Origin of the sequence: Kitasatospora sp. NPDC004669, from assembly GCF_040609455.1 — a bacterium.
In the GTDB taxonomy this organism is placed as follows: domain Bacteria; phylum Actinomycetota; class Actinomycetes; order Streptomycetales; family Streptomycetaceae; genus Kitasatospora.
In genome coordinates, this window is sequence record NZ_JBEXKB010000064.1 from 1 (window position 1) to 26369 (window position 26369).

At 73.8% G+C, this 26369-nt stretch carries 32 protein-coding genes and 1 pseudogene; 20 read left to right on the forward strand and 13 right to left on the reverse strand.

The genetic code is table 11. From position 1 onward, the window contains the following. Window positions 1-157 precede the first annotated feature (157 nt). On the forward strand, window positions 158-541 hold the full coding sequence (locus ABZW30_RS36485; RefSeq protein ID WP_355675559.1) for a hypothetical protein: 384 nt from the start codon (window positions 158-160) through the stop codon (window positions 539-541). Here ABZW30_RS36485 and ABZW30_RS36490 read toward each other — a convergent pair. After that, window positions 513-1439: a LysR family transcriptional regulator gene (locus tag ABZW30_RS36490; protein WP_355675560.1), complete on the reverse strand. Its 927-nt coding sequence runs from the start codon at window positions 1437-1439 to the stop codon at window positions 513-515. The genes ABZW30_RS36485 and ABZW30_RS36490 overlap by 29 nt on opposite strands. A gap of 240 nt (window positions 1440-1679) precedes the next feature. Here ABZW30_RS36490 and ABZW30_RS36495 point away from each other — a divergent pair, with 240 nt between their 5' ends. Together ABZW30_RS36495 and ABZW30_RS36500 are read left to right on the forward strand one after the other, a co-directional pair. Next, the gene (locus ABZW30_RS36495) at window positions 1680-2210 is read left to right on the forward strand and encodes an SRPBCC family protein (RefSeq protein WP_355675561.1); all 531 of its coding nucleotides are present in this window, start codon (window positions 1680-1682) and stop codon (window positions 2208-2210) included. 6 nt (window positions 2211-2216) lie between these two features. Next, the gene (locus ABZW30_RS36500; protein ID WP_355675562.1) at window positions 2217-2948 is read left to right on the forward strand and encodes a maleylpyruvate isomerase family mycothiol-dependent enzyme; all 732 of its coding nucleotides are present in this window, start codon (window positions 2217-2219) and stop codon (window positions 2946-2948) included. Between the two features lie 3 nt (window positions 2949-2951). On the opposite strand, the gene ABZW30_RS36505 is transcribed toward ABZW30_RS36500, so the two are convergent. The 3 genes from ABZW30_RS36505 to ABZW30_RS36515 all read right to left on the reverse strand — a co-directional run bounded on the left by ABZW30_RS36505 (window position 2952) and on the right by ABZW30_RS36515 (window position 4797). Beyond that, window positions 2952-3188, reverse strand: a complete 237-nt coding sequence (locus ABZW30_RS36505) for an ankyrin repeat domain-containing protein (protein ID WP_355675563.1) — start codon at window positions 3186-3188, stop codon at window positions 2952-2954. Window positions 3189-3283: 95 nt separating this feature from the next. After that, a complete protein-coding gene (locus ABZW30_RS36510) occupies window positions 3284-3886 on the reverse strand; it encodes a DUF4328 domain-containing protein (RefSeq protein ID WP_355675564.1) in 603 nt (200 codons plus the stop codon). Beyond that, a complete protein-coding gene (locus tag ABZW30_RS36515) occupies window positions 3883-4797 on the reverse strand; it encodes an immunity 49 family protein (RefSeq protein WP_355675565.1) in 915 nt (304 codons plus the stop codon). Before ABZW30_RS36515 ends, ABZW30_RS36510 begins: the two co-directional genes overlap by 4 nt. A gap of 318 nt (window positions 4798-5115) precedes the next feature. Here ABZW30_RS36515 and ABZW30_RS36520 point away from each other — a divergent pair, with 318 nt between their 5' ends. Together ABZW30_RS36520 and ABZW30_RS36525 are read left to right on the forward strand one after the other, a co-directional pair. Beyond that, window positions 5116-5781 carry a DUF6461 domain-containing protein gene (locus tag ABZW30_RS36520; protein ID WP_355675566.1) on the forward strand — a complete coding sequence of 222 codons (666 nt, stop codon included), beginning with the start codon at window positions 5116-5118 and terminating at the stop codon, window positions 5779-5781. A 143-nt stretch (window positions 5782-5924) separates the two neighbouring features. Continuing rightward, on the forward strand, window positions 5925-7211 hold the full coding sequence (locus tag ABZW30_RS36525; protein ID WP_355675567.1) for a hypothetical protein: 1287 nt from the start codon (window positions 5925-5927) through the stop codon (window positions 7209-7211). A 6-nt stretch (window positions 7212-7217) separates the two neighbouring features. Here ABZW30_RS36525 and ABZW30_RS36530 read toward each other — a convergent pair whose 3' ends face one another. Further along, window positions 7218-7817, reverse strand: a complete 600-nt coding sequence (locus tag ABZW30_RS36530) for a hypothetical protein (protein ID WP_355675568.1) — start codon at window positions 7815-7817, stop codon at window positions 7218-7220. Next, window positions 7814-8194 carry a PadR family transcriptional regulator gene (locus tag ABZW30_RS36535; protein ID WP_355675569.1) on the reverse strand — a complete coding sequence of 127 codons (381 nt, stop codon included), beginning with the start codon at window positions 8192-8194 and terminating at the stop codon, window positions 7814-7816. Before ABZW30_RS36535 ends, ABZW30_RS36530 begins: the two co-directional genes overlap by 4 nt. A 321-nt stretch (window positions 8195-8515) precedes the next feature. Here ABZW30_RS36535 and ABZW30_RS36540 point away from each other — a divergent pair, with 321 nt between their 5' ends. The 3 genes from ABZW30_RS36540 to ABZW30_RS36550 all read left to right on the forward strand — a co-directional run bounded on the left by ABZW30_RS36540 (window position 8516) and on the right by ABZW30_RS36550 (window position 11536). Continuing rightward, window positions 8516-10087 carry an alpha/beta hydrolase gene (locus ABZW30_RS36540; protein WP_355675570.1) on the forward strand — a complete coding sequence of 524 codons (1572 nt, stop codon included), beginning with the start codon at window positions 8516-8518 and terminating at the stop codon, window positions 10085-10087. A 70-nt stretch (window positions 10088-10157) separates the two neighbouring features. After that, a complete protein-coding gene (locus ABZW30_RS36545; RefSeq protein WP_355675571.1) occupies window positions 10158-10772 on the forward strand; it encodes a disulfide bond formation protein DsbA in 615 nt (204 codons plus the stop codon). 425 nt (window positions 10773-11197) lie between these two features. Continuing rightward, a complete protein-coding gene (locus ABZW30_RS36550; RefSeq protein WP_355675572.1) occupies window positions 11198-11536 on the forward strand; it encodes a hypothetical protein in 339 nt (112 codons plus the stop codon). Here ABZW30_RS36550 and ABZW30_RS36555 read toward each other — a convergent pair. Together ABZW30_RS36555 and ABZW30_RS36560 are read right to left on the reverse strand one after the other, a co-directional pair. After that, window positions 11530-11661: a hypothetical protein gene (locus tag ABZW30_RS36555; protein WP_355675573.1), complete on the reverse strand. Its 132-nt coding sequence runs from the start codon at window positions 11659-11661 to the stop codon at window positions 11530-11532. The two genes, ABZW30_RS36550 and ABZW30_RS36555, sit on opposite strands and share 7 nt — an antisense overlap. Beyond that, window positions 11658-11966 (reverse strand): helix-turn-helix transcriptional regulator, encoded by a 309-nt coding sequence (locus ABZW30_RS36560; RefSeq protein ID WP_355675574.1) that lies wholly within the window; start codon window positions 11964-11966, stop codon window positions 11658-11660. The genes ABZW30_RS36555 and ABZW30_RS36560 overlap by 4 nt, the downstream gene beginning before the upstream one ends. A gap of 145 nt (window positions 11967-12111) precedes the next feature. On the opposite strand from ABZW30_RS36560, the gene ABZW30_RS36565 reads away from it, so the two are divergent. From ABZW30_RS36565 to ABZW30_RS36595, 7 genes and pseudogenes are all read left to right on the forward strand, one after another. Next, entirely contained in the window at window positions 12112-12333 is a 222-nt protein-coding gene (locus ABZW30_RS36565; protein ID WP_355675575.1) for a hypothetical protein, read from the forward strand. Continuing rightward, a complete protein-coding gene (locus ABZW30_RS36570; protein ID WP_355675576.1) occupies window positions 12330-13259 on the forward strand; it encodes a hypothetical protein in 930 nt (309 codons plus the stop codon). Before ABZW30_RS36565 ends, ABZW30_RS36570 begins: the two co-directional genes overlap by 4 nt. Then, window positions 13256-13912 carry an NUDIX domain-containing protein gene (locus ABZW30_RS36575; protein ID WP_355675577.1) on the forward strand — a complete coding sequence of 219 codons (657 nt, stop codon included), beginning with the start codon at window positions 13256-13258 and terminating at the stop codon, window positions 13910-13912. Before ABZW30_RS36570 ends, ABZW30_RS36575 begins: the two co-directional genes overlap by 4 nt. Window positions 13913-13946: 34 nt before the next feature. After that, window positions 13947-15923: an ATP-dependent zinc metalloprotease FtsH gene (gene ftsH, locus ABZW30_RS36580; RefSeq protein WP_355675578.1), complete on the forward strand. Its 1977-nt coding sequence runs from the start codon at window positions 13947-13949 to the stop codon at window positions 15921-15923. A 28-nt stretch (window positions 15924-15951) separates the two neighbouring features. After that, window positions 15952-16173, forward strand: a pseudogene (locus tag ABZW30_RS36585) (SMP-30/gluconolactonase/LRE family protein); the annotation flags it as partial. Further along, a complete protein-coding gene (gene nadE / locus ABZW30_RS36590; RefSeq protein ID WP_355675579.1) occupies window positions 16170-17009 on the forward strand; it encodes an ammonia-dependent NAD(+) synthetase in 840 nt (279 codons plus the stop codon). The pseudogene ABZW30_RS36585 and the gene nadE, both read left to right, overlap by 4 nt. Next, entirely contained in the window at window positions 17006-17230 is a 225-nt protein-coding gene (locus ABZW30_RS36595; protein ID WP_355675580.1) for an ADP-ribosylglycohydrolase family protein, read from the forward strand. Before nadE ends, ABZW30_RS36595 begins: the two co-directional genes overlap by 4 nt. A 3-nt stretch (window positions 17231-17233) precedes the next feature. Here ABZW30_RS36595 and ABZW30_RS36600 read toward each other — a convergent pair whose 3' ends face one another. Continuing rightward, entirely contained in the window at window positions 17234-17581 is a 348-nt protein-coding gene (locus tag ABZW30_RS36600; RefSeq protein WP_355675581.1) for a hypothetical protein, read from the reverse strand. 81 nt (window positions 17582-17662) lie between these two features. On the opposite strand from ABZW30_RS36600, the gene ABZW30_RS36605 reads away from it, so the two are divergent. From ABZW30_RS36605 to ABZW30_RS36615, 3 genes are all read left to right on the forward strand, one after another. Beyond that, a complete protein-coding gene (locus tag ABZW30_RS36605) occupies window positions 17663-18139 on the forward strand; it encodes an SAM-dependent methyltransferase (RefSeq protein ID WP_355675582.1) in 477 nt (158 codons plus the stop codon). Window positions 18140-18141: 2 nt separating this feature from the next. Then, a complete protein-coding gene (locus tag ABZW30_RS36610; protein ID WP_355675583.1) occupies window positions 18142-18909 on the forward strand; it encodes an SDR family oxidoreductase in 768 nt (255 codons plus the stop codon). 119 nt (window positions 18910-19028) lie between these two features. Continuing rightward, window positions 19029-20330 carry a nucleotide disphospho-sugar-binding domain-containing protein gene (locus ABZW30_RS36615; RefSeq protein WP_355675584.1) on the forward strand — a complete coding sequence of 434 codons (1302 nt, stop codon included), beginning with the start codon at window positions 19029-19031 and terminating at the stop codon, window positions 20328-20330. A 28-nt stretch (window positions 20331-20358) separates the two neighbouring features. Here the strand turns inward: ABZW30_RS36615 and ABZW30_RS36620 are convergent, their stop codons facing one another. The 4 genes from ABZW30_RS36620 to ABZW30_RS36635 form a co-directional block, all read right to left on the reverse strand. Next, window positions 20359-21090, reverse strand: coding sequence for a hypothetical protein (locus ABZW30_RS36620; protein ID WP_355675585.1), 732 nt, complete (start codon window positions 21088-21090; stop codon window positions 20359-20361). A gap of 880 nt (window positions 21091-21970) precedes the next feature. Further along, window positions 21971-23131, reverse strand: coding sequence for a transposase (locus ABZW30_RS36625; protein WP_355675586.1), 1161 nt, complete (start codon window positions 23129-23131; stop codon window positions 21971-21973). Window positions 23132-23394: 263 nt separating this feature from the next. Continuing rightward, window positions 23395-24309, reverse strand: a complete 915-nt coding sequence (locus tag ABZW30_RS36630; protein WP_355675587.1) for an SDR family oxidoreductase — start codon at window positions 24307-24309, stop codon at window positions 23395-23397. A gap of 139 nt (window positions 24310-24448) precedes the next feature. After that, window positions 24449-24859, reverse strand: a complete 411-nt coding sequence (locus ABZW30_RS36635; protein WP_355675588.1) for a DUF5997 family protein — start codon at window positions 24857-24859, stop codon at window positions 24449-24451. Between the two features lie 58 nt (window positions 24860-24917). Here ABZW30_RS36635 and ABZW30_RS36640 point away from each other — a divergent pair, with 58 nt between their 5' ends. Further along, the gene (locus ABZW30_RS36640) at window positions 24918-25715 is read left to right on the forward strand and encodes a LysR family substrate-binding domain-containing protein (RefSeq protein WP_355675589.1); all 798 of its coding nucleotides are present in this window, start codon (window positions 24918-24920) and stop codon (window positions 25713-25715) included. A gap of 59 nt (window positions 25716-25774) precedes the next feature. After that, a complete protein-coding gene (locus ABZW30_RS36645) occupies window positions 25775-26356 on the forward strand; it encodes a YetF domain-containing protein (RefSeq protein WP_355675590.1) in 582 nt (193 codons plus the stop codon). Window positions 26357-26369 lie beyond the last annotated feature (13 nt).

Sequence of the window (26369 nt, forward strand, 5' to 3'; positions counted from 1 at the left end):
GCATGGCCTGTAGGTCCATGGACTGACCATCACCCCAACGGCCATGGTCAGTCAGCTACTTGGCCGAATAGGTCGAGAATCATGACCGAGCCCTGTCCACTCGCGCTGACACCGGGCCGACCGCGGACGGTGGAAGCCAGTCGGCGAGTATGGGCGCATGACTGCGGAACCGGCGCTGCCCCGCGAGGTGAAGGCCCTCGACACGCCCGCGCTGCTCCGGCTGGAGGAGCGGGCCCTCGACCTCGGCCTCAGCCAGCGGCTGGACCCGGGGTGGGTGCGCGCGAACGCCGCGCCCGACGGCCGGCACTACCTGCGCCCGGCCCTCTGGCACGGCCTCACCCACCGCCCCGAACTGCCGGGGCAGCTGCGCTGCGCGGTGCTGCTGGCCGTGCGCACGGGGGAGCATGTGCGGAGTCTGCTGGACGTCCTGCCCGAGGACTTCGCCGCGCTGCCGCGGGCCGTCCCGGGTGAGGAGGGCCTGCGGCGGGCGCCGGCGGGCGGCCTCCGGTCGGTCAGGGAGTGGCAACTGACGGAGGGCTGACGGGCGTCGGCGCTCGTCCGCAGTGGGCCGCGACGGTGTCGGCGAAGGCGCGGGCCAGCGGGCCCAGGGTGTCCCAGTCGCGCAGCGCCCAGCCGACGGTGAGGCCGGGCAGGTCGGGCAGCGGCAGCAGCCGCAGGCCCGGGTGGCCGGGGCCCTGCCACTCGGGGAGTGCGGGCACGACGGCCTGGCCGAGGCCGAGTTCGGCCAGCAGGATCGCGGTGTCCCAGTCCGTGACGCTGGTGTCGAAGACCGGGCGGATGCCCGACTTGCCCAGCCAGTCGTCCAGTTGGGAACGGGACACCGAGTTCTGCGGCAGCCCGATGAGCCGGGCGTCCTGGAGGTCGGCGGGCTCGACGCGGTCCCGGGCGGCGAGCGGGTCGTTGGCCGCGACGGCGAGGACCCAGGGCAGGTCGACCACCGGCCGCTGGTCGATGCCGCGCACGGGGCTGCCGAGGGTGATCCAGGCCAGGTCGACGTGGCCGGCGGTGAGCGCCTCCAGGCAGTTGCGGCTGGAGACCCCGGTCTGGAACTCCAGGCTGACCTGCGGGAAGCGCTGCCGGAAGTCCACCACGGCCGCGGACATGAAATGCCGGATACTGGTGGCGCCGGTGGTGATCCGTACCGATCCGCCCTCCCCGCGCGCGAGTTCGGCGAGGGTGCGCAGGGCGTGGTCGATTCCGCCCAGGCCGGTGGCCACGGCGGTCTGCAGGTGGTGTCCGGCCTTGGTGGGCACCACGCCACGCGGGTGCCGCTCGATCAGGGTGAGGCCGAGCTCGCGTTCCAGACGCTTCACGTGCTGGCTGACGGCGGACTGGCTGCAGTCCAGGTCGCGGGCGACGGCGCTGAGGGAGCCGGCCCGGCAGACGGCGGCGAAGACGCGGAGGTCGTCAAGGGTCACGGGGATCCAAGGTAGTGCTTGGAAGTGTCCCAGCAAACCGGTGGATTGACTTGGATGTTCGGCAGGATCGATCATCGATCGCAGGGCCCGCGAGAAGGGCGGCAACCCGCCCGCTGCCTTCGCGGTGTTCCGGACGCCGGGGCGGGGGTACGGCGGGTGCCGACCCGTAGGACCCGGCCGGACCGGCTACGACAGCCACAACGGCTGCAACAGTGACATCAGGCGTGGAGGGGGAGCGGGATGCGGTACGCCGACGATCCGGGTGCGCAGTGCGAGGTGTTCGTCCGGGCCGCGGTGGAGCGGGTCTGGGAGCCGGTGACCGACATCGCTCTGCCGGCCCGGCTCAGCCCGGAACTCCACCAGGTCGCCTGGCTGGACGGCGCGGACGGTCCCGCGGTCGGCGCGCGTTTCGAGGGACACAACCGGCGGGTGAACATGCGCGACTGGCGGACGGTCTCCGAGGTGATCGAACTGGCGGAGTGCCGCGCCTTCGCCTGGGCCGTCATGGACGTGGACGGACGCTACGGTGGCCCGGTGTCGGACGTCGCGGGCTCGCTGGCCCGGTGGCGCTTCGACCTGACCCCCGAGGACGGTGGCACCCGGGTGCGCCAGTCGGTGGTCATCGGCCCCGGCCGCAGCGGGGTCACCCTGGCCATCGAGGCCCGCCCGGAGATCGAGGAGCAGATCGTCGCCTTTCGGCTGGAGGAGCTGCGCGGTGGGATGGCGGCGACCCTGGCCGGCGTCAAGTCGCTGGCCGAGGAAGAGCGTTAGGCCGACATGGAGACGATGGACTTCGAACAGCTGGTGACGGCGGTCCGGGCCTCGGCGGAGCGGCTCGGCGAGAGCGTGGGGGCGCTGACCGACTGGGAGGCCCGGGAGCCGTCGCTGCTGCCCGGGTGGAGCCGGGGCCACGTCCTCACCCACGTCGCCCGCAGCGCCGACGCCTATCGGTGGATGCTCGCCGTGGCCCGTACCGGCACCCCGCCCGGGCCGCGCGCCGACTCCGCCGAGTTGGAGCGGCAGTTGCGCGAGGGCGCGGGGCGGGGCGCCGATGCGCTGGTCACGGACCTGCGGGGCAGCCTGGACGGGCTGCTCGCGGACGCGGCGGCGCTTCCCGCCGAGCGTCGGGCGGTGCTGGTCACCGCCCTGGCGGGGTGGCGACACCCGGTCTGGTACCTCCTGTGGCGCGCCCGGCGGGAGCTTGAGGTGCACCATGTGGATCTGAACATCGGCTACTCGCCGAGGAGTTGGCCGGACGACTTCGTCCGGCGGGCGCTGGACGAGAGCGTCGCGGCGCTGGCCGCCCGGCGGGTCGCGCTCGCCCGGATCGGCGCCGAGGACCTCGGCCGCACCTGGCCCCTCGGCGAGCAGGGCCCGGTCGTGCGCGCCCCGGGGCACACGCTGCTCGCCTGGCTCGCCGGGCGCGCCCCGGCTGCGGACCTGCGTTCGGACGGTCCGCTGCCGGAGCTGCCGCGGTGGCCGCTGCCGCCCGTGCCCGGCTGGGGCTGAGGCTCAGCCCGGCTGGCCGGCCTGGCACTCCTGGCCCGCCTGGCCCTCCGCCGCCCGCAGTGCGGCCGCGATGTCCGGGAAGCCCCGCCGCTCGGCGTGGGCGCGGGCCGTGGTGCCGTCGGCGTCCCGGGCCCCGACGCTCGCGCCCGCCGCCAGGGTCGCGCGGACGGCGTCGAGGTCGCCGCGCTCGGCGGCGTCCAGCAGGGGCCGGTCGGCGGGGGACAGCGGACGGTCGGTCATGGCGGGGCTCCTCCACGGGGTCGGTGCGCAGGTGCGGTCGTTACCAGCCTGCGGCCTCCGGACGGTTGGTCGGGTGGTCGCCCGCGAGGTGCGTCTCACGGCGTGACGCTGTCCGCCCGCTGTTCCTGGGCCCTGTTCTCCGGCGCAGGCGCGTCCGGCTCCGGCCGCGCGGGCGGCAGGTCCAGCGCCTCGACCTGACGGGCGGTGATGAGCCGGACGGCGACGGCGAACAGGACGGAGTGGAGCAGGTTGAGCCCTGTGGCGGTCAGGCCGGCTGCGCTCCCCAGGACATGGGCCTGTGTGAGCACGCCCAGGACTGTGGTGGCGAGGCTGGCGCCCCACCACAGGTGGATGAGCACCGGGGCTCCCCGGACGCCGCTCCCGCGCCAGAGCCCCAGCATGAGCGGCCAGCGCAGCACGATGCTCAGCCCCGGGACGAGCCAGCCCGCCGTCGCGAGGCCCGACCCGAACGGCTGGCTGCCGGGAGCCAACAGCTCGGCGTTCGCCCGGGAGCGGCGCAGCCAGACCGCGCCGACGGCGAAGCTGGCGACGGTGAACAGGACGAAGAGCAGCCCCATGAGGCCCACCAGCGGCTTCGTGCCACTGTCGAGGGACAGCACCCGGCCCGCGGCGAAGCAGAGGCCGGACAGCACGCCGGTCCACTGGAGCCAGAGCGCCACCTTGCGGGAGTCCTTCACGCAGCCACCGCCCGGGGCTGGACGAGGCCGGCCGGGAGGTAGCCGGAGGTTATGCCGAGTTCCCAGCCGTGGACCTGGACGGCCAGGGCGGCGAGGGCGATCGGGACGACCGGGAGCAGCGCGCGGGGCGGCGCGTCCGCGGGGGTGGTGTCGCGGTGGTGGACGAGTCGGGTGGTGAGGGCCTGTTCAAAGGTCTGCCGGTCGTTCGTCAGCAGGGCTCGCAGCAGGTGCTGGTCGGGGCTCAGCTCGCCTACGGCGTCCAGGGCCTGGGCGGCGGCCGCGCGCTCCTCGGCGTCCGGCTTGCGCAGCGCGGGGGCGCCGGCCGGGACGGGCGCGAGGTGCGGGAGGTCCGGGACGTTGGCGTACCGGCAGAGCGCGTCCATGGCGGCGAGGCTCGCCGGGTGGGAGACGGAGGTCAGGTCGGAGTACGGCAGGCCCTTGCGCACCGAGGGCGCGTAGCTCTCGGCGAGGACGATGTAGCACCGGTACGACCCGTCCCAGAACAGTCCGCTGATCACACACATCGCGAAGACGTCGACCCAGGTGTCGGCCGTGGGGGCGAAGTCCGCCGTGTCATCGAAGCGGAGCTCCTCGCTGTCCAGCGTCCGGCCGATGAGTGGGAAGTCGACGGTGAAGTCGCCCTCCGGGTAGGTGCCGAGGTCCAGGACGCCGAAGGAGCACTCGGCCGCCGTCCTCAGGACGAGACGGGCGTCGGCGCCGGTGAGCGCGGGGTCGGCGCCCGTGGTGAGCGCGCCGAGGTGGTCGAGGAGTTCGTCGGCCATCCGGCGGATGGTGGCGATCTCCAGCCCGTCCTCGTGGAGGGAGTTCCAGAGCGCGACGAAGCGGCCGCGCGTGCCTCCTGGATCGAGGGCGTGCACGAGCCGCTCGGGGGCCACCTCGTGACGCGCCACATCGACCACTGGATGCCACCTCTCCGTCGCGCTGACGTTGCATTGACGGAAAGGCACGCTACCAGCGACTACTGACATCGATCGGGCCACCGGTTCGCCTGCGGACAACTCCCTCAGGCGACGGAGTCGAGCGCGTGCCGGACGGCGGCGTCGCCGATCGCGCGGGTGGGCCTCGGGTGAACGGCGGCACTCCCCAGGTGAGTTCGTCGTCCCCGTCGTCGTCCGCCCGGCCGCAGGGGGCTGCCTGTCGGTGGTGTCGGCTAGGGTGCGGACCGGCTGCGCCTGTCCATCGCGGGCCGGCGTGAGGGGAGGGGCGTCATGGGTGACGGTGCACACGGCGGTGAGGGCCAGGGCGGTGACGGCATCCAGTGGCTGGCGGACGCCGGTACGCAGGTCGACGGTGTGGTGTTCGCCCGGGGGATCCCGCCCGCGGAGCTCGCCCGCCGGATGGGGGCCGACCCGGCGGGCGTGACCGGACCGATCAGCGGAACGGAGATCTGGGGCCTGGACATCGAGGGCTACCGCCCCGGCGACGACGGTGACGGCGTGATCCGGGTCGGCGCGGCGGCCGGCTGGTGCTTCGCGATCGAGTACGGCGACTCGACCGGCGGCGAGCTGCTCACCGAGATAGCCCGACACGGTGCGGAGGTGGTGCACTTCCGCCCGATGCCCGAGCAGCCGCCGGCCCTGCTCGACTACGCCCGGGACGGCGCGGTGCTGTGCGGGTTCGGCCTCGGTGAGGAGCGCTGGCGCTGGGGGCAGGAGCCGGACCTGCTGCTGCCGGAGTTGGTCGCCGCCAAGGTTCTGGAGGCAGACGGGGTCACCCCCTGCGCCCCCGGCGGAGAGCCGTACCAGGTCGTCCGCCGCCGGGCCCTCGGCGCGGTCGGGCGGCGGTTCGGGCTGCGCCTGCCCCGGGCGGTGCTGGGCGAGCTGCGGCTGCCGGCGTACGCGGTGCGCGGCACGCCGGGGCTGAAGCCGCGCTGAGCTCCCGGACCGGTTTCCGCCCGCGAACGGGAAACGCCGCCGCCGGGGCGTGTCGTGGCCGCGGGGGCGGATGTGATGTCGATCGCGGTCGGATCCGGCCAAGTTGCCGAGGATGCCGCCTGCGGACGGTAGTGTGCGCGATCATGGATGCCGCTGAATTCGACCGTCGAGCCCGCGGTACGTACGTGGACTGGATACCGTCCGACCTGGTCGCCCGACTCATTGAGCTCGGCCACCTCGACCGGGTGCAACAGGGAGCGTCGTTCGGCGACTGGCACTGCGCCCGGGCGTGGGTGGAGCAGTTGGCCGGCGAGGGCCGGCAGGACGACGCCCTGGCCGTGCTCGCGCCGTACATCGAGGCGGGGTCCTGGAACGCGGCCCGCGTGCACGCCGAGTTGCTGGAACGGTGGGGGTACGCGGAGGAGGCGATCGCGTTCGTCCAGGTGCTCTCGGAGGCCGGGGTCGGGAAGGGCTCGGCGTTCGCGTACCTCACCCGGCTGCTGGCGCGGCACGGGCAGGGCGAGGCGGCGTACGAGCTGCTCCGGCCGTACGTCAAGGAGTCGCAGTTCGCGGCGGCGCTGGTCGACGTGACCGAGGGGCTCGGTCGGGACGAGGAGGTCGCGGAGCTGCTCGCGGCCAGGATCGCTGCACCGGCCGGGGGCCGGCCGCACGTGGAGCTCGGGATTCCGGAGCCCGAGAACGTCGTCGGCCTGCTGGCCGTGGTCCGCGAGCGACAGGGCCGTGTGGACGAGGCGGTCGCCCTGCTGCGCACCCGGAAGGTCACCTCGGTCAACGGCCGTGACCAGCTGGCCGACCTGTTGGCCCGGCGCGAGCGCATCGAGGACCTGAGAGCGTACGCGGCGGAGGACCCGCTCGGGGGCGCCGCGACCGCCCTGGCCGAACTGCTGGAGCTGCGCGGGGACATCGAGGGCGCGGTCGACGTCTACCGGGCGGCCGCGGCGGAGTCGCCGAACCCGGCGGTGCTGCTCGCGCTACTCCTGGCCCGGCACGGGCGGGGGGACGAGGCGATCGGGGTGCTGCGCGCCCTGCCGTGGGCGAAGGGCGGCAGCGAGGACTGGGTCGTGGACATCCTGTGCACGCTGTACGTCGACCAGCGGCGTGCCGAGGAGGGGTTGACGTACCTGGACGGCGTCCTCGCTCGATTCGACTCCCCGTCGTGGGAGTACGTCCGGCTCCGGCCCCGCCTGCTCGCGGCCTGCGGCCGCCTGGAGCAGGCGATCGAGGAGCTGCGGGCCGGTGTCGATGACCCCTTCGTGGCCGAGGAGTTGGCGACGCTGCTGGCCGACGCGGGTCGTCCGGAGGAAGCCGTTGCGGCCCTCGGCTCGGCGGACCGCTCGCTGCGGGCCTCACTGCTCGTCACGCTCGGGCGGATCGACGAGGCCATGGCCCTCTTCCATCCGACCGCCTGACCCACCTCAGGCCGCGCCGGCGGCCGTGCGCAGCCGCGCCGCCGAGCGGGACAGCCGGAACGCCGCGAGCGGGCTCGGGCAGAAGCCCAGCGCGCAGGCGGTGAGCAGCGCGCCCGGGGTGAGCCTCCCGGCAGTGGCCGTGATGACCACGGCGAACAGCGGCACGAGCGGCACCGGGGAGAGCAGCAGCGCGGTCGCCAGCTGCTTCTCCCGCCGCGTCCACTGCGGGGACTTCGCCACCCGGACCGCCGCGATGACGGCCGACGCCAGCCCGAGCGCCGACCCGATGGCGGGGACCAGGGCCAGTGGCAGGGCGAGCACCGCGAAGGCGAGGGTGAGGGTGGTCCAGCCCGCCGTCTCCGGTGCGGGCAGGGTCCGGCCCTCCTCGGCGAGGGCGGCGTCGGCGATCTGCCGGGGCGTGCCCAGCTGCTCCAGTACGGTGCGGACGGCGTCGTCGCCGGCAGGGCCCTCGGCGAGCGAGACCTCGATGTGCTCGCGCAGGTCGGCGAGGAGCTCCCGGCGGCGCTCGGCCGGGAGCGTGGCGGTGTAGCGCGCGACCGCGTCGAGGTGGGCGCGGACCAGGGGGTGCTCGATGGGGTTGTTCACGGGTGGTCTCCCGGGGCGAGGACGTGGTCGACGGTTTCGCGGAAGGCCGGCCAGAGCGCGGTGAACTCCGCCAGAGCGCCGCGGCCCGCGTCCGTGAGGGTGTAGTAGCGGCGGGACGGGCCGCTGGCCGAGTCGCGCAGGAAGGTGTCGGCGAGCCCGGCGCGGCGCAGCCGGGACAGCAGCGGGTAGATGGTGCCCTGGCTGGTCGCCAGCATCGGGTGCCGGCCGAGTTCCTGGAGCAGTTCGACTCCGTAGCGCGGCCCGTCCCGGAGCAGTGCGAGGACGCAGTACTCCAGGACGCCCTTGCGCAGCTGGGTCGCCACCGGCCCGTCGGGCGCGCCGCCCTCGGGTTCGGGGTTGGTGATGCCAGGTACCATGCAATGCAAGATATCAGGTGAAGCAAGGTATGCGCACCGAACACGACGGCGGTGTCACTCCTCCCGCCGCGGCGGCCGCCGGCCGGCCAGGTGGCCACCCGGTGGGCCGGTTGAACCCTCACCCGGTCGGCCGGTGACAGCCCGTACGGCGCACGCCCCCCGTCCGGGGCTTCCAGCGGGCGCTGCCGCGCCCTGGCCCCTAGGGTCTGTGATGCGCCGACGGTGCCGCGCGCCGGGGCGTACGCCGCCCTGCCGCGCGCCGGTGCGGTCGGCATGCCCGAGACCGCGCCGCGCGGCAGACCCCGAGAGGTGGACCGCTCCATGCACACCGTCGTCCGCGGCGCCGGCACGCTCGGCTTGGCTGCAGTGCTGCTCGCCCCCGCCGCCGGCTGCCAGGGCGACAGCCGCTCCGCCGCCGAGCCCGCGCCGACCTCACCGGTCGCCGGCGCCGCCGTCGCCGGCCTGGCCGCCCAGCAGCTCGACTGGCGCGCCTGCCCGGCCCCGAGCACCGCCCAGGGCGGCGGCAGCGCGCCCGCGAGCGACTGGCAGTGCGCCACCCTCAAGGCCCCGCTGGACTTCAACAAGCCGGACGGCGGGACCATCGACCTCGCGCTGATCCGCGTGAAGGCCAAGGACGAGCAGCACCGGATCGGCTCGCTGTTCTTCAACTTCGGTGGCCCCGGCGCCTCCGGGGTGGCCACCCTGCCCGCCCTGGCCGAGACCTACTCCTCCCTCAACGCCCGCTACGACCTGGTGAGTTTCGATCCGCGCGGGGTCGGTGACAGTGCCGGGGTGAAGTGCCTGGGCGACCGGGCGATGGACGCCAGCGTGGCCGTCGACAGCACCCCGCAGACCCCGGCCGCGGTCAAGGCCCTGGATGACAACACCGCCCAGTTCGCTGCCGCCTGCGAGCACAACTCCGGGCCGGTGCTGCCGTACGTCGACACCGAGAGCGCCGCCCGGGACCTCGACCTGATGCGGCAGGTGCTCGGCGATCAGAAGCTCTTCTACTTCGGCATCAGCTATGGCACCGAACTCGGCGGCGTCTACGCGCACCTGTTCCCGAAGGAGGTCGGCCGGCTCGTCCTGGACTCGGTGGTCGACCCGACCCAGGACCCGCAGCAGTCCGCGCTCGGCCAGGCCCAGGGCTTCCAACTCGCCCTCGACGACTTCATGAAGGCCTGCGCCGGCCAGGCGGGTGCCGCCTGCCCGACCGGCAGCGGCGGCGCCGAGGGCACGGCGAAGATCACCGAACTGCTGCAGAGGCTCGAACAGTCGCCGCTTCCCACCGACAGCGGGCGCAAGCTCACCGAGAGCCTGGCCGTCACCGGCATCGCCAGCGCCCTGTACAGCCAGCTGACCTGGCCCGCACTGGCCTCCGGGCTCACCGAGGCGATGCAGCACGGCACCGGCGACACGCTGCTCCAACTGGCCGACGCGCTGCTCGGGCGCGACCCGCAGGGGCACTACAACAACCTGAACGCGGCCAACCGGGCGATCTCCTGTGTGGACGACCGGCAGCGCTACTCCGACCAGGACGTCCAGCAGCAGTTGCCGCGGTTCCGCACCGCCTCCCCGGTGTTCGGCGCCTTCACCGCCTGGGGCCTGACCGGCTGCACCGGCTGGCCCGTCCCTGGCAAGGCCGACCACCCGGAGGTCGCCGCCGAGGGCGCCGCCCCGATCCTGGTGGTCGGCACCACCGGCGACCCGGCCACCCCGGTCGAGGGCGCCCGCACGATGGCGCGGCAGCTGGGGTCGGGCGTCGGCGTCACGGTGACGCTGAACGGCGAGGGCCACGGCGGCTACAACACCGGCAACCCCTGCCTGAAGCGGACCGTGGACGCCTACCTGCTGGACGGCACGGTGCCGGCGGACGGGACCACCTGCAGCTGAGAAGTGGCCCATGGTGGCGGGTGGTGATTGGCTCTGGGGAGCGGTCCAATCGATCCCTAGGATCGTCCACGTGAACAAGAACGCCACCAAGGTCGACTTCTACTTCGATCCCGTCTGCCCCTTCGCCTGGATCACCTCCCGGTGGATCCTGGAGGTCGAGAAGCAGCGCGAGCTGGACCTCAACTTCCGGGTGATGAGCCTGTCCGTCCTCAACGAGGGCCGCACCGACCTGCCCGAGCGCTACCAGCGCCTGATGACCACCGGTTGGGGTCCCGTCCGGGTCTGCATCGCGGCCGCCGAGAGGCACGGCGAGCACGTCCTGCGCGACCTCTACACCGAGCTCGGCACCCGCCTGCACGACCAGGACCGGGCCGCCGACGACACCCTCATCCGCGAGGCCCTGGTCGCGGCCGGCCTGCCCGAGGAGCTCGCCGAGGCGGCCGACAGCACCGCGTACGACATCGCGCTGCGCAAGAGCCACCACGAGGGCATGGACCCGGTCGGCGAGGAGGTCGGCACCCCGACCATCCACGTGGACGGGGTCGCCTTCTTCGGCCCGGTGCTGAGTGCGATCCCGCGCGGGGAGGACGCCGTACGGGTCTTCGAGGGGGTCCGGCTGCTGGCCGGGTACCCGAAGTTCTTCGAGCTCAAGCGGACCCGGACGGGGTCGCTGGACTTCTCCTGAGTCGCCGGTTGATCCTGATCCGCCCCGACCGGGGGACGGCCGATGACGGTCGCGGTCGGGGCATCGGGCTTTCCGGACGGGGGCCGGTCGGCGGCGGGTCGGCTTCCGGTCTGGCGCAGGTCCCTGAGGGCCGCGGCGAGCGGCCGGGCGAGCAGGACCAGCAGGATTCCGGCGGTCAGTGCCGTGGCCGTGGGGCCGACCGTCCAGGTGGCCAGCAGGGTGGACCCGGCGAGGACCCCGGCGGCGGTGAGGGTGCCGAGGCCCAGCTTGAGCCGGACCGGGGACGGCGTGGCCGGCGCAGCCCGTCCCGCCGGGCCCGCCACCGTACGGCAGGTCTGCAGCGCGCCGACGGCCGGCACGGCCCACCAGCAGGCGAAGGCAGTGAGGCCGTAGCCGCCGGCCGCGACCGCCGAGCCCAGCGCCGAGTGCGCGAGCGCCACCAGGCCCGCGCCCGCAAGGGCGGGGGCGGCGAGGCGGCGGACGGCGGTGGCGACCAGAGCGCGGAACGCGGTGAGGTCGCGGCGGGGAAGCGGGGCGACCAGCGTCAGCCCGACCAGCGGCAGGGTCTGGGCGAGGTGCGCCGCCCAGTCGCCGCCAGGCGCGGCGACCCGGCGGGCGCCCTGCTCGGCGGCCAGTGCGCCGACGAACCCGGTCGCCAGCGCGACGGCGAGGGCCGGCGCCGCGGCCCGGTCGCGCCGTTGGGTGCGGTCGTCGGCGGGCCAGATCGCCGGGTGCAGCCACAGGTCCGCGATCGCGGTCAGTAGCCGGGGCCAGGCGCGCCAACCGGCCCCCGTACCTCCTCCGCCAGGTCCTCGCCCCAGCGCTCGCGCATCGGCGCGGGGTAGAGCCGGAAGAGGTCGACGGGTCGGCGGGAGCGTTCGCGGCTCACGCGGGGTTCACCCTGAGGCCGGCCAGTCCGGCGGCGGCCACCTTCGCCATCGACCGCAGCTCCTGCTCCAGCAGTCGCCGGCCCTGCGGGGTCAGCCGTACCGGCCGTTGGCGGGGCTGCGACTCGGTGTCGTCGGCGGGCTCGATCAGCTGCTTGGCCTCCAGGCGGGTCAGCGCGCCGTAGAGGCTGCCGGGGCCGAGCTTCTTGCCGATCAGCCGCTCGATCGCGGCGTTCACGGCGTAGCCGTGCAGCGGGCCCTCGGCCAGCGCGCAGAGCACCAGCGTCTGGGCGTCGTACGCCTGCATGGGCGCTCACTCCCTCGGATGCGGTCGTTCCCGCTCACGATACTACGCGCCGAGTACTACGCGACAGGTACTACGTGGCGTGTACTATGCCGTCACGGTCGCGAAGGAGACGCCTGCGACCGAACGCGCCCTGGGGGTGGGGAAGTTGACGCGAGGATGGGGATGGCTGCCGATCGCGACGGCACTGGCCGTGGTGGGACTGGTGGGACTGGTGGGACTGGTGGCCGTACGGATGCCGGTCGGGGTGATGGGCACGCTCGTCCGGGTCCTCCCGGCGGAGCACGAGTTGGCGCGGCACGTGGCCCCGGGGGTGCCGTGGCTGTCGCACCTGCTGGTGCGCGGCGGGAAGGGTGGTGAGCGGCGATGAGCGGAACACAACGGCGCGCGCTGTGGGGCGCCTTGGCGCTGGCGGTCGGCTTCACCGCCTTCGCGTACGTCACCACGCAGGCCCGAATGCTGCGCGCGGTGATTCCTTGGCAGGCCGATCCGTACGACGCGGTGGTGTCCTTCACGCTCTTCCTGGTCCCCGCGCTCGCCGCCCTGACGGTCGTACGGGCCTGGCTCTGCCGCGGCGGCGGGCCGCAACCCGGTTACCGGGTGGACCAGTTGCTGCGCGCGGCCCGGCTCGGCGCCGCGCTGGTCGCGGCGACCGTCGCCACCGACGCGACCGCCGCGGTCCTGCGGGCGGAGCGCGAGCTGTGGGACGGGCGGACGACCTGGCTGATCGCCGCGCTGCTGCCGCTGGGTACGGGCGCCGGGTGGTGCCTGACGCTGCTGCGGCGGGCGGTCCGGGAGCTGCCGCCCGAGGAACGGCGGCGGCCTGGCGGCGACTGGTTGGACGACCTCGCGCTGCTCGCCGCGCCACTGGCCGACCTCGGGGCCGTCACCCGCTTCCTGCGCCGGCACACCGTGGCCGCCGCGGCGGGGTTGAGCCTGTCGGCCGGGGCGCTGGTGGTCAGTGGGCAGGCGGCCGGCGAGGGCTGGCCCGGCTGGCAGCTGGCCGTGGTCGAACTCGCCGTCTTCGTCAGCGGGTTCTTCGCCTTCTGCCTGCTCAGTGACGTCCTCCTCCGCATCGCCGTGACCCGGCCGAGGCCCGGCGCGGGGAGGGCCGCCGCCTTCGCCGCCGCACTGGCCGTGCCGGTGAGCGGCGGTCTGCGGGACGCCGTGTGGTCGCTGGCCGGGCTGCCGGGCGAGGTCGACTCGCCGGCCCGGCTGCTGGCGCTGATGGCGGTGTGCGCGCTGCTCGCGGGCGCCGTGACCCTGGTCGCCGTACGGGTGCGGGAGGCGCGATGAGCGACCGGGTCGAGCGGGTCGACGAGCACGACCGGGTGGTCGGCGTCGTCGACCGCGCCGAGGCGATCCGCCGTGGCTGGCTGCACCGGGTGGCGACCACCGTCTGCCGGGACGCGGCCGGCCGGGTGCTGGTCTACCGCCGCCCCGACACGGTGAGCCGCTTCGCCGGGCACCATGACGTGATGCTGGGCGGCGCCGTACAGGTCGGGGAGTCGTACCACGCGGCGGCGGAGCGCGAGCTGCGGGAGGAGCTGGGGCTGGCCGTCCCGGTGCGGCACCGGTTCACCTTCCGCTGCCGGGGCGTGATCGCCCCGTATTGGCTGGGCGTCCACGAGGCGGTGCTGCCGCCGGGCCCACTGACCGTCGATCCGGCCGAGATCGCCTGGCACGGCTGGCTGACCCTGCCCGAGCTGGCCGAGGCCGTGCGGCGGTGGCCGTTCGTGCCGGACGGACAGCTGGCGTTCGGTCGGTACCTGCTCGGTCTCCCGTCCGGGCCCGGAGCGTCCGACCATGGAGAGGTAGGCCCCGAACAGGGGCCAGAACAGAGACCAGAACAGAGACCCGAACAGGGACCCGAGCAGGGACCCGAGCCATGGGTCGAACAGGGCCCCGGCCAAGGGCCCGACCAAGCCCCCGAGCAGGGCTCAGGCTAGAACCCGGCGGTGGCCCGAGAGGCGGTGAGCGTGGATGATCCTACGAACGCGTCTGCGCACCGCCCACCACCGTGCGACCCCGCCCGGTTCGGGCCCCACCCCCGGCGGCCCCGGCAAAGGCCCGGGCCAATGGCAACGGCCAGGCCCCGGCCCCGGAGGCCCCCCACCCAAGCCCCCCGCCCCCTCATGGCGCCGCTGGCTGCTGCCGCTCGCCGTCCTCGCCACCCTGCTCGTGCTCGTCCTCTTCTCCAAGTCGACCCCGACCGGCACCAGCTACGGCTACACCGACTTCCTGAACCGGGTCGGTGCCGGTCAGGTGCAGACGGTGGACGTCAACGACACCGGCGGCGTGAGCGGCACGCTCAAGGACGGCACCCGCTTCACCAGTCAGATCCCCACCGCCCTGGACACCTCCCAGCTCAGCCACGCGCTCTCCGACCAGCACGTGAACGTCACCGCCAGCCGCTCCAACAGCGGCGGCTCGCTCTGGTCCACCCTGCTGCTGTTCCTGCCGCTGCTGATCTTCGGCGGGCTGTTCCTCTGGTCGGGCCGGATGGCCGCCCGGTCGCTCGGCGGCGGGCTGAGCGCGATCGGCCGCTCCCGGGCGAAGATCATCGAGGCCGAGCGGCCCGACACCGGCTTCGCCGACGTGGCCGGGTACGAGGGGGTGAAGCAGGAGGTCAGCGAGGTGGTCGACTTCCTGCGCAGCCCGGAGCGGTACGCCGCCGCCGGGGCCAAGGGGCCGCGCGGGGTGATCATGGTCGGCCCGCCGGGCACCGGCAAGACGCTGCTCGCCCGGGCGGTCGCCGGGGAGGCCTCGGTGCCGTTCCTCTCGGTGACCGGCTCCGGATTCGTGGAGATGTTCGTCGGCGTCGGGGCCTCCCGGGTCCGCGACCTGTTCGAGGAGGCCCGCAAACGCGCGCCGTCCATCATCTTCATCGACGAGATCGACGCGGTCGGCGGCCGCCGCGCGGGCGGCTCCCGGATCGGCGGCAACGACGAGCGCGAGCAGACCCTCAACCAGCTGCTCTCCGAGATGGACGGCTTCGACCAGAGCACCGGCATCGTCGTCATCGCCGCCACCAACCGGCCGGACGCCCTCGACCCGGCCCTGCTGCGCCCCGGCCGCTTCGACCGGCAGGTCACCGTGCCGCTGCCCAACCAGGCCGAGCGGGCGGCCATCCTCGCCGTGCACATCCGGGGCAAGACCCTCGCCCCGGAAGCCGACCTGGACCGGATCGCCCGCGGCACCCCCGGGTTCTCCGGCGCCGATCTCGCCAACCTGATCAACGAGGCCGCCATCAACGCCGTCCGCGCCGAGCGCGCCACCATCACCGCCGCCGACCTCGACGACGCCCGCGACCGGGTGCTGCTCGGGCGCCGGGAGTCCTCCAACGCGCTGCTGCCCGAGGAGCGGCACGCCGTCGCCGTGCACGAGTCCGGGCACGCGCTGATGGCCGCGCTGTGCGAACACGCCGACCCGGTCGCCAAGGTGACCATCCTCCCGGCAGGGGTCGCGCTCGGCGCCACCGAGCAACTCCCCGAGGCGGAGCGGCACCTGTACAGCGAGAGCTACCTGAACGACCTGCTCACCGTCCAACTCGGCGGACGGGCAGCCGAGTTGACGGTCTTCGGTGAGGGCTCGACCGGCGCCGCCAACGACCTCGCCAACGCCACCTCGGTGGCCACCCGGATGGTCCGCGAGTTCGGCCTCTCCCCGGACCTCGGCCCGGTCGGCTACTCCAGCGGCTCCCCGCAGTACCTCGGCGAACACCCCGAGGACCTGCTGCGTCGCCCGTACTCCGAGCAGACCCAGCGCGCGGTCGACGAGGCGGTGGCAGCGCTGCTGCGCCGCGCCGAGCGCCGGGCCGTCGAGCTGCTGGGCGAACACCGGCACCACCTGGACGAGCTGGCGGCGATCCTGGTCGCCCAGGAGACCGTGGACGGCGGCGTGGTGCTGGAGATCCTGCGGCACCCCGCGCCTGTGACCGAGACCGGGGCGGAGGCTTAGGGCTTGGGCGGGCGCTCGAAGAAGGTTCGACGGCCGGCTCTGGGCGGCCGCCTTCGAGGACGGCGTCCACTGCTACGCCTCCGACGGCTCCCTCATCGGCCGTATCCTCGTCCCCGAGCCCGTCTCCGACATCACCTTCGGTGGCCCGAAGAACAACCGTCTGTTCATCACCGCCACCACCTCGCCGTACTCGCCGGTGACGACGATGACGGGCACCCACCGTGTGACCTTCCCGAAGGAGTCGGCATGACCGAGACCCCGCCCGCGGACCTCCAGCGGCAGATCGCCCTCGCCCTCGGCGTGGCGCCCGTCCCCGATCCCGCGAAGGAGGCCGAGCGGCGGGTGGCCTTCCTGGCCGAGCAGCTGCGGGTCGCCGGCGCCCGCACCCTGGTGCTGGGCATCAGCGGCGGCGTCGACTCCACCACCACCGGGCGGCTCTGCCAGCTCGCCGTCGAGCGGCTGCGCGCCGAGGGGTACCGGGCCGGCTTCACGGCGATGCGGCTGCCCTACGGCGTCCAGGCGGACGAGGCGGACGCCCAGCGCGCGCTCGACTTCATCCGCGCCGACGAGGTGCTGACCGTCGACATCAAGCCCGCGACGGACGCCGCCTTCGACGCCCTCCTCGCCGCCGGGCTGACCTTCACCGACCACGCCCACGAGGACTTCGTGCGCGGCAACGTCAAGGCCCGCCAGCGGATGGTGGTCCAGTACGCGGCCGCCGGCGCCAACGGCGGCCTGGTCGTCGGCACCGACCACGCGGCCGAGGCCGCCGTCGGCTTCTTCACCAAGTACGGCGACGGCGCGGCCGACGTGATGCCGCTCTCCGGCCTGACCAAGCGGCAGGTGCGCTCGATCGCCGAGGTGCTGGGCGCGCCCGTCGAGCTGGTCGGCAAGGTCCCCACGGCGGACCTGGAGAACCTCGCCCCCGGCCGCCCCGACGAGGACGCCCTCGGTGTCGAGTACGACGCCCTGGACGACTTCCTGGAGGGACTGCCGGTCAGCGAGCAGGTCTTCGCGACGGTCCTCGGGCACTACCGCCGCACCGAGCACAAGCGCGGCCTGCCGATCATCCCGGGCCAGGTGTGAGCGAGCGGGACGCACGCGCGGCCGGGACCGTCCTCGGATCGGCGGTGGGCGACGCCCTCGGCCGCCCCTACGGGTTCGGCCCGGCCGGCGCCCTCGCCGCCCGCTTCCCGCCCGGCCCGGTGGCCCTGGTCGCGGGCGGCGGCCCGGTGCTGCGGGCGCCCGAACCGCTGCGGACGGCAGCTCAGTTGACGGCCGGGCGACCTGACGGCGCTACGGCCTGACGGTCACCGGAGGAGGTGGCCCCAATGGGCGGCCACCGCGACGATCAACGCCAGCGGCAGCAGCAGGTGCGAGGCCAGCGCAGTGATCATCGCGCAGAACCAGCGGCGGTGCGGCGTGGACCGCTGGCCCGCTATGGCGACGCCGAGCAGGGACGCGAAGACCACGACCCCGACCAGGACGGCGGTCTGGGCCACCGCCGCCCGGTGCTCCGCCGCGGTCTGCTCGCCCGCCCAGCGCCAGATCCGGGTCAGCAGGAAGCCGTCGAGCGCTCCGGTCAGGACGCCGAACACCGCGGCGCCGACCGTGTCCCCGGTCTCCGTGCCCAGGCCCCTGATCTCCGTGTCCGCCATCGTGCCGCCCCCCTTGATCGTCCGTGCGTACGGCTCGCTACCGTACCGAGTGAGCGGTTCGACGCCGAAGGGGGAAACGGCATGGGTGAAGTGACGGTGCGTCCGGTGGGGTGGGTGGTCGGCGGACGGGACGATGTCCGGGACGACGGGTGGGGGAGCGTGGGGGCGGTGATCCGGCTGGACGGCGGGCGGTTCGGGGAGGAGGCGCTGTACGGGCTGGCGGACTTCTCGCACCTGGAGGTGGTGTACCACTTCGACCGCGTCCCGGCCGGGAAGGTCGAGACCGGCGCCCGCCACCCGCGCGGCAACACCGACTGGCCGCTGGTCGGCATCTTCGCCCAGCGCGGCAAGAACCGCCCCAACCGGCTCGGGGTCTCCCGCTGCGCGCTGGTCCGGGTGGACGGGCTGGAGCTGCACGTCACCGGCTTGGACGCGGTGGCCGGTACGCCGGTGCTCGACATCAAGCCGTACCTGGCGGAGTTCGGCCCGCGCGGGGAGGTCCGTCAGCCCGCGTGGTCGACGGAGCTGATGCGCGCCTACTACGACTGCGAGGACTGACCGTGGCCCAGGACCGACTCGCGGTGGTGTCCGGCGGCGGGACCGGGATCGGGCGGGCGATCGCCGCCCGGCTGGCCGGGGACGGTGGCCGGGTGGTGATCCTCGGCCGCCGGGCGGCCGTGCTGGAGCAGGCCCGGGAGGAGATCGAGCGCAGCGCCGGAGCGGGCACGGTCGTGCCGCTGGCCGGCGATCTGTCCGACCCGGCGGCGGTCGGGACGGTGGCCGCCCGGATCGCCGAACTCGGGCCGGTGGACGTGCTGGTGAACAACGCGGGCGCGATCATCACCCCGCCCGAGGACGACAGCCTGGCCGCCCTGGCCGCGTCCTGGCGGCGGGACCTGGACACCAACCTGCTCACCGCGGTGCTGCTGACCACCGCCCTGCAGGGCGCGCTGCGCCGCCCCGGCGGCCGGCTGGTGGTGATCAGCTCGGCGGCCGCCCAGCGCGGCGGCGCGGGCCCGCACTCGGCCGGCTCGTACGCGGCCGCGAAGGCCGCCCTGCACGGCTGGGCCTTCGGCCTGGCACGGCAGTTGGGCCCGGACGGCATCACGGTGAACGTGCTGGCGCCCGGCTACGTCGAGGACACCGAGATCTTCGGCGCCGACTGGGACGAGGGTTTTCACGCCCGGAAGATCGCCGACACCCTGGTCGGCCGGGCCGGCACCCCCGGCGACGTGGCCGAGGCGGTCGCCTACGTCGCCTCCCCGGCGGCCGGCTACCTCACCGGCCAGGTGATCGGCCTGAACGGCGGGGCCGTGCTGGGCCGTTGAGCGTGGGGTTCGGCTCTCGCCCGCGCGTTCAGCGAACGTCTACCGACTCTCCCTACGGTGGCTCCGACCGGCGCAGCACGCCCAGTCGGATCCACCGCGTACGATCACAGGAGCATCCGTTGTCCAGGATCATCACCACCGCCATCCCTGCCCACGGGCACGTCAGCCCGCTGCTGGCGATCTCCGCCGACCTCGCCGCCCGCGGGCACGAGGTGGTGTTCCTCGGCGGTGCGCGGTTCGCCGGGGCGGCCGAGCGGGCCGGGGCGCGGTTCGTCGCGCTGCCCGCCGAGGCCGACTTCGACGACCGCGACCTTGACGCCCGCTTCCCGGGCCGGGCGAGTCTGCCGCCCGGGCCGGAGCGGATCGCCTTCGACGTCCAGCACGTCTTCCTCGACCCGATCCCGCACCAGTACCGGGCGCTGCTCGCGCTGTTGGAGGAGTTCCCGGCCCGGGCCGTGATCGCGGACGCCTTCTTCCAGGGCGCGCTGCCGCTGGCGCTGAGCCGCCCGAGGGCGGAGCGCCCGGCGCTGATCGGCATCGGCCCCACCCCGTCGATGCTGCCGAGCGTGGACACCGCGCCCTTCGGGCTGGCGCTGCCGCCACTGCCGGGCGAGGAGGGCCGGGCCCGCAACCGGGCGCTGCAGGAGGAGATGGACCGGCGCGGCGAGTCGCTGCAGCGCTACACCGCGAAGGCGTTCGCGGGGGTGGGCGTCCGGGTGCCGGAGGGCCCGCGCGGGCAGGCGATGGTGACGGTGCCGGACGAGTTCCTGCAGCTGACCGTGCCGGGCTTCGAGTACCCGCGCAGCGACGCGCCCGCCTCGTACCGGCTGATCGGCGCGCTGCCGGGGATCGTCGGCAACGAGCAGGCGCTGCCCGAGTGGTGGGACGAGGTGACCGGCGAGCGGCCGGTCGTGGTGGTCACCCAGGGCACGCTGGCCAACACCGACCTCGGCGAGCTGGTCGCCCCGACCGTCCGCGCCCTGGCCGACCGGGACGATGTGCTGGTGGTGGCCGCCACCGCCCGCCCGGACGGGCCGCAGCGGCTGGCCGATCTGCTGGGCGGCAGCCTGCCGGGCAACGTCCGCGCCGCCGGGTACGTCCCGTTCGACCGGCTGCTGCCGCACACCGCCGTGCTGGTCAGCAACGGCGGCTACGGCGGGGTGCAGACCGCGCTGCGGTACGGGGTGCCGCTGGTGGTGGCCGGGGCGAGCGAGGACAAGCCGGAGGTGGCGGCCCGGGTGGAGTGGGCCGGCGTCGGGCTCGACCTGCGGACCGGCCGCCCGGCGCCGGAGGAGGTGCGCCGGGCGGTCGACCGGGTGCTCGGCGAGGGCCGGTTCCGCGAGCGGGCCCGCGCGCTGGGCGCGGAGTTCGCGGAGTACCGGCCGTTCGACACCATCGCCGAGCTGGTGGAGTCGCTGTAGCCCCGGAAGACGCCGGGGAAACGATTCGTCAGTCGTCGTCCGCGTCCGCCTCCGGGGTGGGCGCGGCGGCGGGCTTGAGGCCGAGCTTGGCCTCAGCGGTGGTCCAGTCGGCGGCGATCGCGGTCTGGGCCGCGGCCAGGGTGACCTGTCCCTTGCAGATCGCGGTGTGCAGGTGGGTCTCCACCGAATCCTTGGGGTTGTTCGGCCCCTTGCCCGGGACGTGGCCGGGGGAGGGCGGCTGGATCCAGAGGTTGCGCGGGTCGTTGGGGTCGCCGCCGAGCTGCAGGCTGATCAGGTGGTCGTACTCGGCGTCGCCCATCGGGCCGCTGTAACCGTAGGACTTGGCGTTCTCGGCCTTCTCCTTGCCGGTGATGTTCGCCGGCGGACGGATGGTCGAGGTGTAGCCGCCCGGCTTGCAGATGGTGTCGTTGATGTTGCCCTGGTTGACCGCCGGGCTGATCGCGCCCGGGGTGCAGTTCGGGTCGGGCAGCGGCTGCTTGTCCGCCGTGTAGCGGTAGTGGCAGCTGCCGGCCGCGGGCTGCGGCTGGACGTCGTACGAGGGCTTCGGGCCGGGCCCGGTCACGATCGCGGCCGGGGCGGGCTGGGCGGCGCCGCCGCCCGCCGGAGCGGAGCTGTGGGCGCTCTCCTTGCCGTGGCCGCTGTCCTTGGCGGTGTGGCCGCCGCCGGACGAGCAGCCTGCGGCTGCGGCGAGCAGGACGGCCGCGGCTATGGCGAGGGCGCCTCGGGCAGGAGCCGGCACGGAATTCCTCCAGGTCGTTGCGGGGTGACGCGCGGCCGGCCGGCGATGGTGCCGGAGGCCGCGCCAGCGGACACTACCGTGTCGAGGGGGCCGAAGGGGTGACGCCACGTCCGGGCGCGGGAGGACTGGTGCGGGCATGCAGAATCGTTTCTGCATCCTTGACGCGACAGCCGGGGGTTCGACGGCCCCGACGGCCGGTTCCACATCTGTCGGAGTCGTGAAGGAGCGGTGTTCAGGCAGGGTTCGAACGATCCGCCCGCCGAGTTCGCGGCCGTGCCGCAGCCTGACGTCGATCGCGGCGAAGTCGCGGTACGAACAGTCGGAGGGGAGTCATGAACGGACTTGCGCGGAAGGCACGTTGGCCGGGTGCATCGACCGCGGCGGGGGCACTGCCGCTCACCGGGGCGGGGGCCGCGGCAGCCGCCCCGACCGCCCCGAACGCGACGGTACGGCAAAGCGCCGCCCAGGGCACCGTCGCGCTCGGCGGCCACGTCGAGTCGACGACGGTCACCCCGGACGGCGCCCGGGCGTACGCGGTGGTCGGCTTGGCCGACAGTCGCGGCGGGATGGTCCGGGTGCTGCGCAGTGTCGGCACCGGCGCCGCCGCCGCCAATCCAGGCCCATCTCGTCGGCCAGCCGCTCGGTGTACAGGCCCCACCCCTCGACGTGGGCGGTCAGCTGGCCGCTCGGCTTCTGTCGGAACTACGGCAGGTGGTGCAGGGTCTGGGTGACCGCGAGCTGCAGGTGGTGGCCGGGCACGCTCTCGTGGAAGGCGATCGCCTCGTACTCGTAGGTCAACTTGACCCGGCCCTACAAGGATCGGGCTTGTGGGTAGGGCGCGGCTGGCTGTCGCGTGGCCTCCCGCGTCTGAGAGCTGCCGTCAGGCGGGCTCCGGGACGCATGACTGACGCCCCGCTGTCCACGCGGCAGCGCCGCGAGCGGCGATGTTGCGGGAGCTGTTGTGGTCCGCGTGCATCATGACGCCGCAGGCGCGGCATGCGAACTCTGCTTGGTTCGGCCGGTTCTTCCGGTCGATGTGTCCGCACACGGAGCATTGCCGGCTGGTGTACGCCGGGTCGACGTACACCAGCGGTACTCCGGCCCGCTTGGCCTTGTACGCGATGTACTGGCCGAGCTGGTGGAAGCTCCACGAGTGCACTGAGGTCCGCCGGTCCTTGCGGAGCCGTACCCTCTCGCGGATGCCGATCAGGTCTTCCAGAGCGATGCCGCGTGAGGTGCGTTCAGCGGTGGTGACGATGGACTTGGAGATGCGGTGGTTGACGTCCGCCGCGTGGCGGGCTTCCTTTCGGGCACGCTTCTTGAGCAGCCGCTTCGCGGACTTGGTTCCCTTGGCCTGCAGCTTGCGGCACAGGTCGGCTTGGCGCTTGCGGCGTCGGTTCAGGCCGCGCCCGGCGTGCCGGGTGCCGTCGCTGGTGGCGGCGATGTTGACGATTCCGAGATCCACGCCGAGGAACCCGGCAGGATTCTCGTTGAGCGGCTTCTCGGGCACGTCGCACGTGGCGATCAGGTAGAACGCGCCGTCACGCCGGATCAGGTCGCTCTCACCCCGTCGGTTCTCGCGCAGGATCTCGAGCGCGTCCGGGGAGTACGCGAACCGCACGTCCTTGAGACGCCCGGCGGTGGTCCAGATGCTCACCGTCCGGGCGTCGTACTGCCAGCTCAGGCACCGGTCGTCGAAGGGCTGGGCCGCCTCGGGCCGGAAGGCGATCGGCTTCGACTCCGCCTTGGTCCGGCGCTTGCCGCCGGGCCTTGAGAGGTTCCCGGCGCGGATGTTCGCCTTCAGCGTGGTGTAGGCGTCCCGGACTCTCTTGATCGTGTGCTGGGCGGCCTGAGCCCCCAGTCCACGGGCCTTCAACTCGGCGTAGGTGTGCTTGCGTAGCTCGTACTCACACGGGACACCGCGCTCGTAGGCGACGCTGGACACCCAGTTCGCCGCGTCGTTGACCGTGCGCAGGGTGTACTCCAGCGCCGACGCCTGATCAGGCGTCGGCAGGAGCTTCACCTGCGTCACGATCTTCACGAGCGCGATCGTGCAGTTGCTCTGTGTCATTGCGGGGCCAAACCCCGATATCCGCAGGGGAGGGATCGTCGTCTACGCTCTCCATGCGCATTTGGCCTTCATGTCTACGCACCGGCGCAATCCATTCACCGACGAGATCCCGCGACGCTGTGAAGAGATCATGCGAGCCGTCCGCGCCGAATTTGGGAGCGAGTTGGTGGAGTTCAATAGCGAGCGATTGCGCCGAAGCGGAATTCAGGATTCAGCCGGACCGGGCGCGATGCTCAGCGGTAGGACTCCGGCGCGGCCGGCCTGCCCGCGTCCTGCACCTCCACCAGGTAGCGCCAGCAGTCCGGACGGCTGCCGTCCCGGTCGGTGAAGCCGTACACCCGCGCCAGCTGACCGCTGGAGAGCGACTGGCCGTTCCAGCGGGCGACCTCGGGGTCGGCGGCCAGCGCGGCGACCGCCCGGCCGACGAAGTACGGGGTCTCCGAGATGCCGAAGTGCGGCTCCCGGGCCACGGCGTCGCGCCAGTTCTCCTCGGTCACGCCGAAGTGCTCCAGCATGAGCTCGGAGCGCATCCACCCGGGGGTCAGCGCGACCGCGGTGGCGCCGCGCGAGCCCAGCTCGTGGCCCAGGGAGAAGGCCATCCGCAGGACGGAGGACTTGGCCAGGTCGTAGAAGAAGGAGTTGCGGTAGTTGGCGCGGTTGTACTCCTCCGTGCCGTCCGTCATCTCCACCAACAGGCCGCCCGGGTTCTTGAGCAGCAGCGGCAGCGCGTAGTGGCTGGTGATCGCGTGCGTCTCCACCGCGAGGCGCAGCAGCCGCAGGCCGTCGTCCAGGCTGTGTTCCCACACCGGGGTGTTCCAGCCGAACAGCTTCTCGCCGCCCCAGATGTCGTTCACCAGGACGTCCAGCCGGCCCTGCTCGGCCTCGATCCGCTCCACCAGGGCGGCCACCCGGGCCGGGACCAGGTGGTCGGTCGGCACCGCGATGCCCCGGCCGCCCGCCGCGGTGACCAGCTCGGCGGTGTCCTCGATCGTCTCGGGCCGGTCGTACTCCGAGCGCTGCTCCCGGGTGGTGCGCCCGGTCACGTACACCGTCGCGCCCGCCGCGCCGAGCTCGACCGCGATGCCCCGCCCGGCGCCCCGGGTCGCTCCCGCGACCAGGGCGATCCGACCGTCCAGTGCCCCTGCCATCCGCCTGCCCTTCCGTTCGAACGTACTCATGGCTGTGCCGACGCCCGTCCGTGGACGAACGTCGGCACCATCCAAGCGCAGGGGTACGACAGTCGGCGCCGCAGCGTGCGAGCCGGCAGGTCAGCGGGCCTGGGACGCCCTAGGACTCCTTGGCGGCCTTCGCGGCGGCGTCCTTCTCGTGCTTCGCCTTGATCCGGGCGGTCTCCTTGCGGACGTCCACCTGGTTGGCGCGCTCGTGCTGGAGCCAGAGCGGGTTCTCGGCCTTGACCGCCTCGATCTGCTCGGTGGTGAGCGCCTCGGTCACACCGCCGCGGGCCAGGCCCGAGATGGAGATGCCGAGCTTGGCGGCGACCACCGGACGCGGGTGCGGACCGTTCTTGCGCAGGTCCTGGAGCCACTGCGGCGGCTCGGCCTGCAGCGCGTTGAGCTCCTCGCGGGAGACCACGCCCTCCTGGAAGTCGGTCGGCGCCGCGGCGAGGTAGATCCCCAGCTTCTTGGCCGCCGTGGCCGGCTTCATGGTCTGGCTGGTCTTCTGCTTGAGCGATGTCATGGAGACAAGGGTAAGGGAGTGCGCGGGCGCTTCCGGTCACGGTCGGTAGCCTTGCCCTGTGACAGACATGCAGGTGAACCCGTCCTTCCGGCTCGCGTACGTCCCCGGTGTGACCCCCGGCAAATGGGCCAGGGTCTGGGGCGAGCGGCTCCCGGACGTCCCGCTCGACCTCGTCGCGGTCCCCGTCGAGGACGGCGAGCGGACCGTGCGGGAGGGTGCGGTGGACGCCGGGCTGATCCGGCTGCCGGTCGACAAGGACGTGCTCAGCGCGATCCCGCTGTACACCGAGACCACCGTCGTCGTCTTCCCCAAGGACCACTGGCTCGCCGCCGCCGAGGAGGTCGCCCTCGGCGACCTCGCCGACGACGTGGTCTTCCACCCGCTCGACGACACCCTCGGCTGGGCCGCCGACGCCCTCCCCGGCCGGCCGGCGATCGAGCGCCCGGCGACCACGGCGGACGCCGTCGAGCTGGTCGCGGCCAACGTCGGCGTGCTGCTGGTCCCGCAGTCGCTGGCCCGGCTGCACCACCGCCGCGACCTCACCTACCGGCCGGTGGCGGAGGCGCCGCAGTCCCAGGTGGCGCTGTCCTGGCTGCAGGAGCGGACGACGGACCTGGTGGAGGAGTTCATCGGGATCGTCCGCGGCCGTACGGTCAACAGCTCGCGCGGCCGGGGAGCCGGGCAGGCCGCGGCCGCTCCGGCCGCGCAGCCGAAGAAGGCGGCGGCGCCGCGCAAGCCGCAGCAGCAGAAGGGCGGCGGACAGCGGGCCGGCGGCCAGAAGAGCACGGGCCAGAAGAGCGCGGGGCGGGGCGGGGCGGCCGCAGCCCGGCGGGGCAAGCCGAAGCGGCGCTCGTAGCGGGCGCGTGGCGTAGCGTCGGCCCCGTTCCGGACAGTCGCGGTGGGAGGAGCGGGGCCGTGTGGCATGACCTGGTGGTCGTCCAGATTCCGATCGTGGAGAAGATCCTCCGCACGATCGCCGTCTACGTACTGATCCTGATCCTGTTCCGGTTCGCCGGGAAGCGCGGACTGGCCGGACTGAACACCTTCGACATGGTGGTCGTCTTCCTGCTCTCCAACGTGGTGCAGAACGCGATCATCGGCAACGACAACAGCCTGCTCGGCGGCGCCATCGGCGCGGTCACCCTGATCGCCGTCAACTCCGCCGTCACCCGCTGGCTCGCCCGTGACCCGCGCGCCGCCCGCCTCCTGGAGGGCACGCCCACCACGGTCGTCCGCGACGGCAAGCTCGTCCCCGGCGCCCTGCACAGCCTGGCGCTGCGCCCGTCCGAGCTGGAACACGCCATCCGGGTCCAGAACGGCGACAACATCAGCGACGTGGCCCGCGCCCGCCTGGAGCCGGACGGGCAGCTGCTGGTCACCCTCCGGGCGGCCGAACAGAGCGCCACCAGGGGCGACGTCGAGGAACTGCGCGATCGGCTGGAGGCGATCGAGCGGCTGCTGACCGGCATGGCGGCCGGCGGCCGGCCGCCGCGCTGACGGCGGGCGGGGG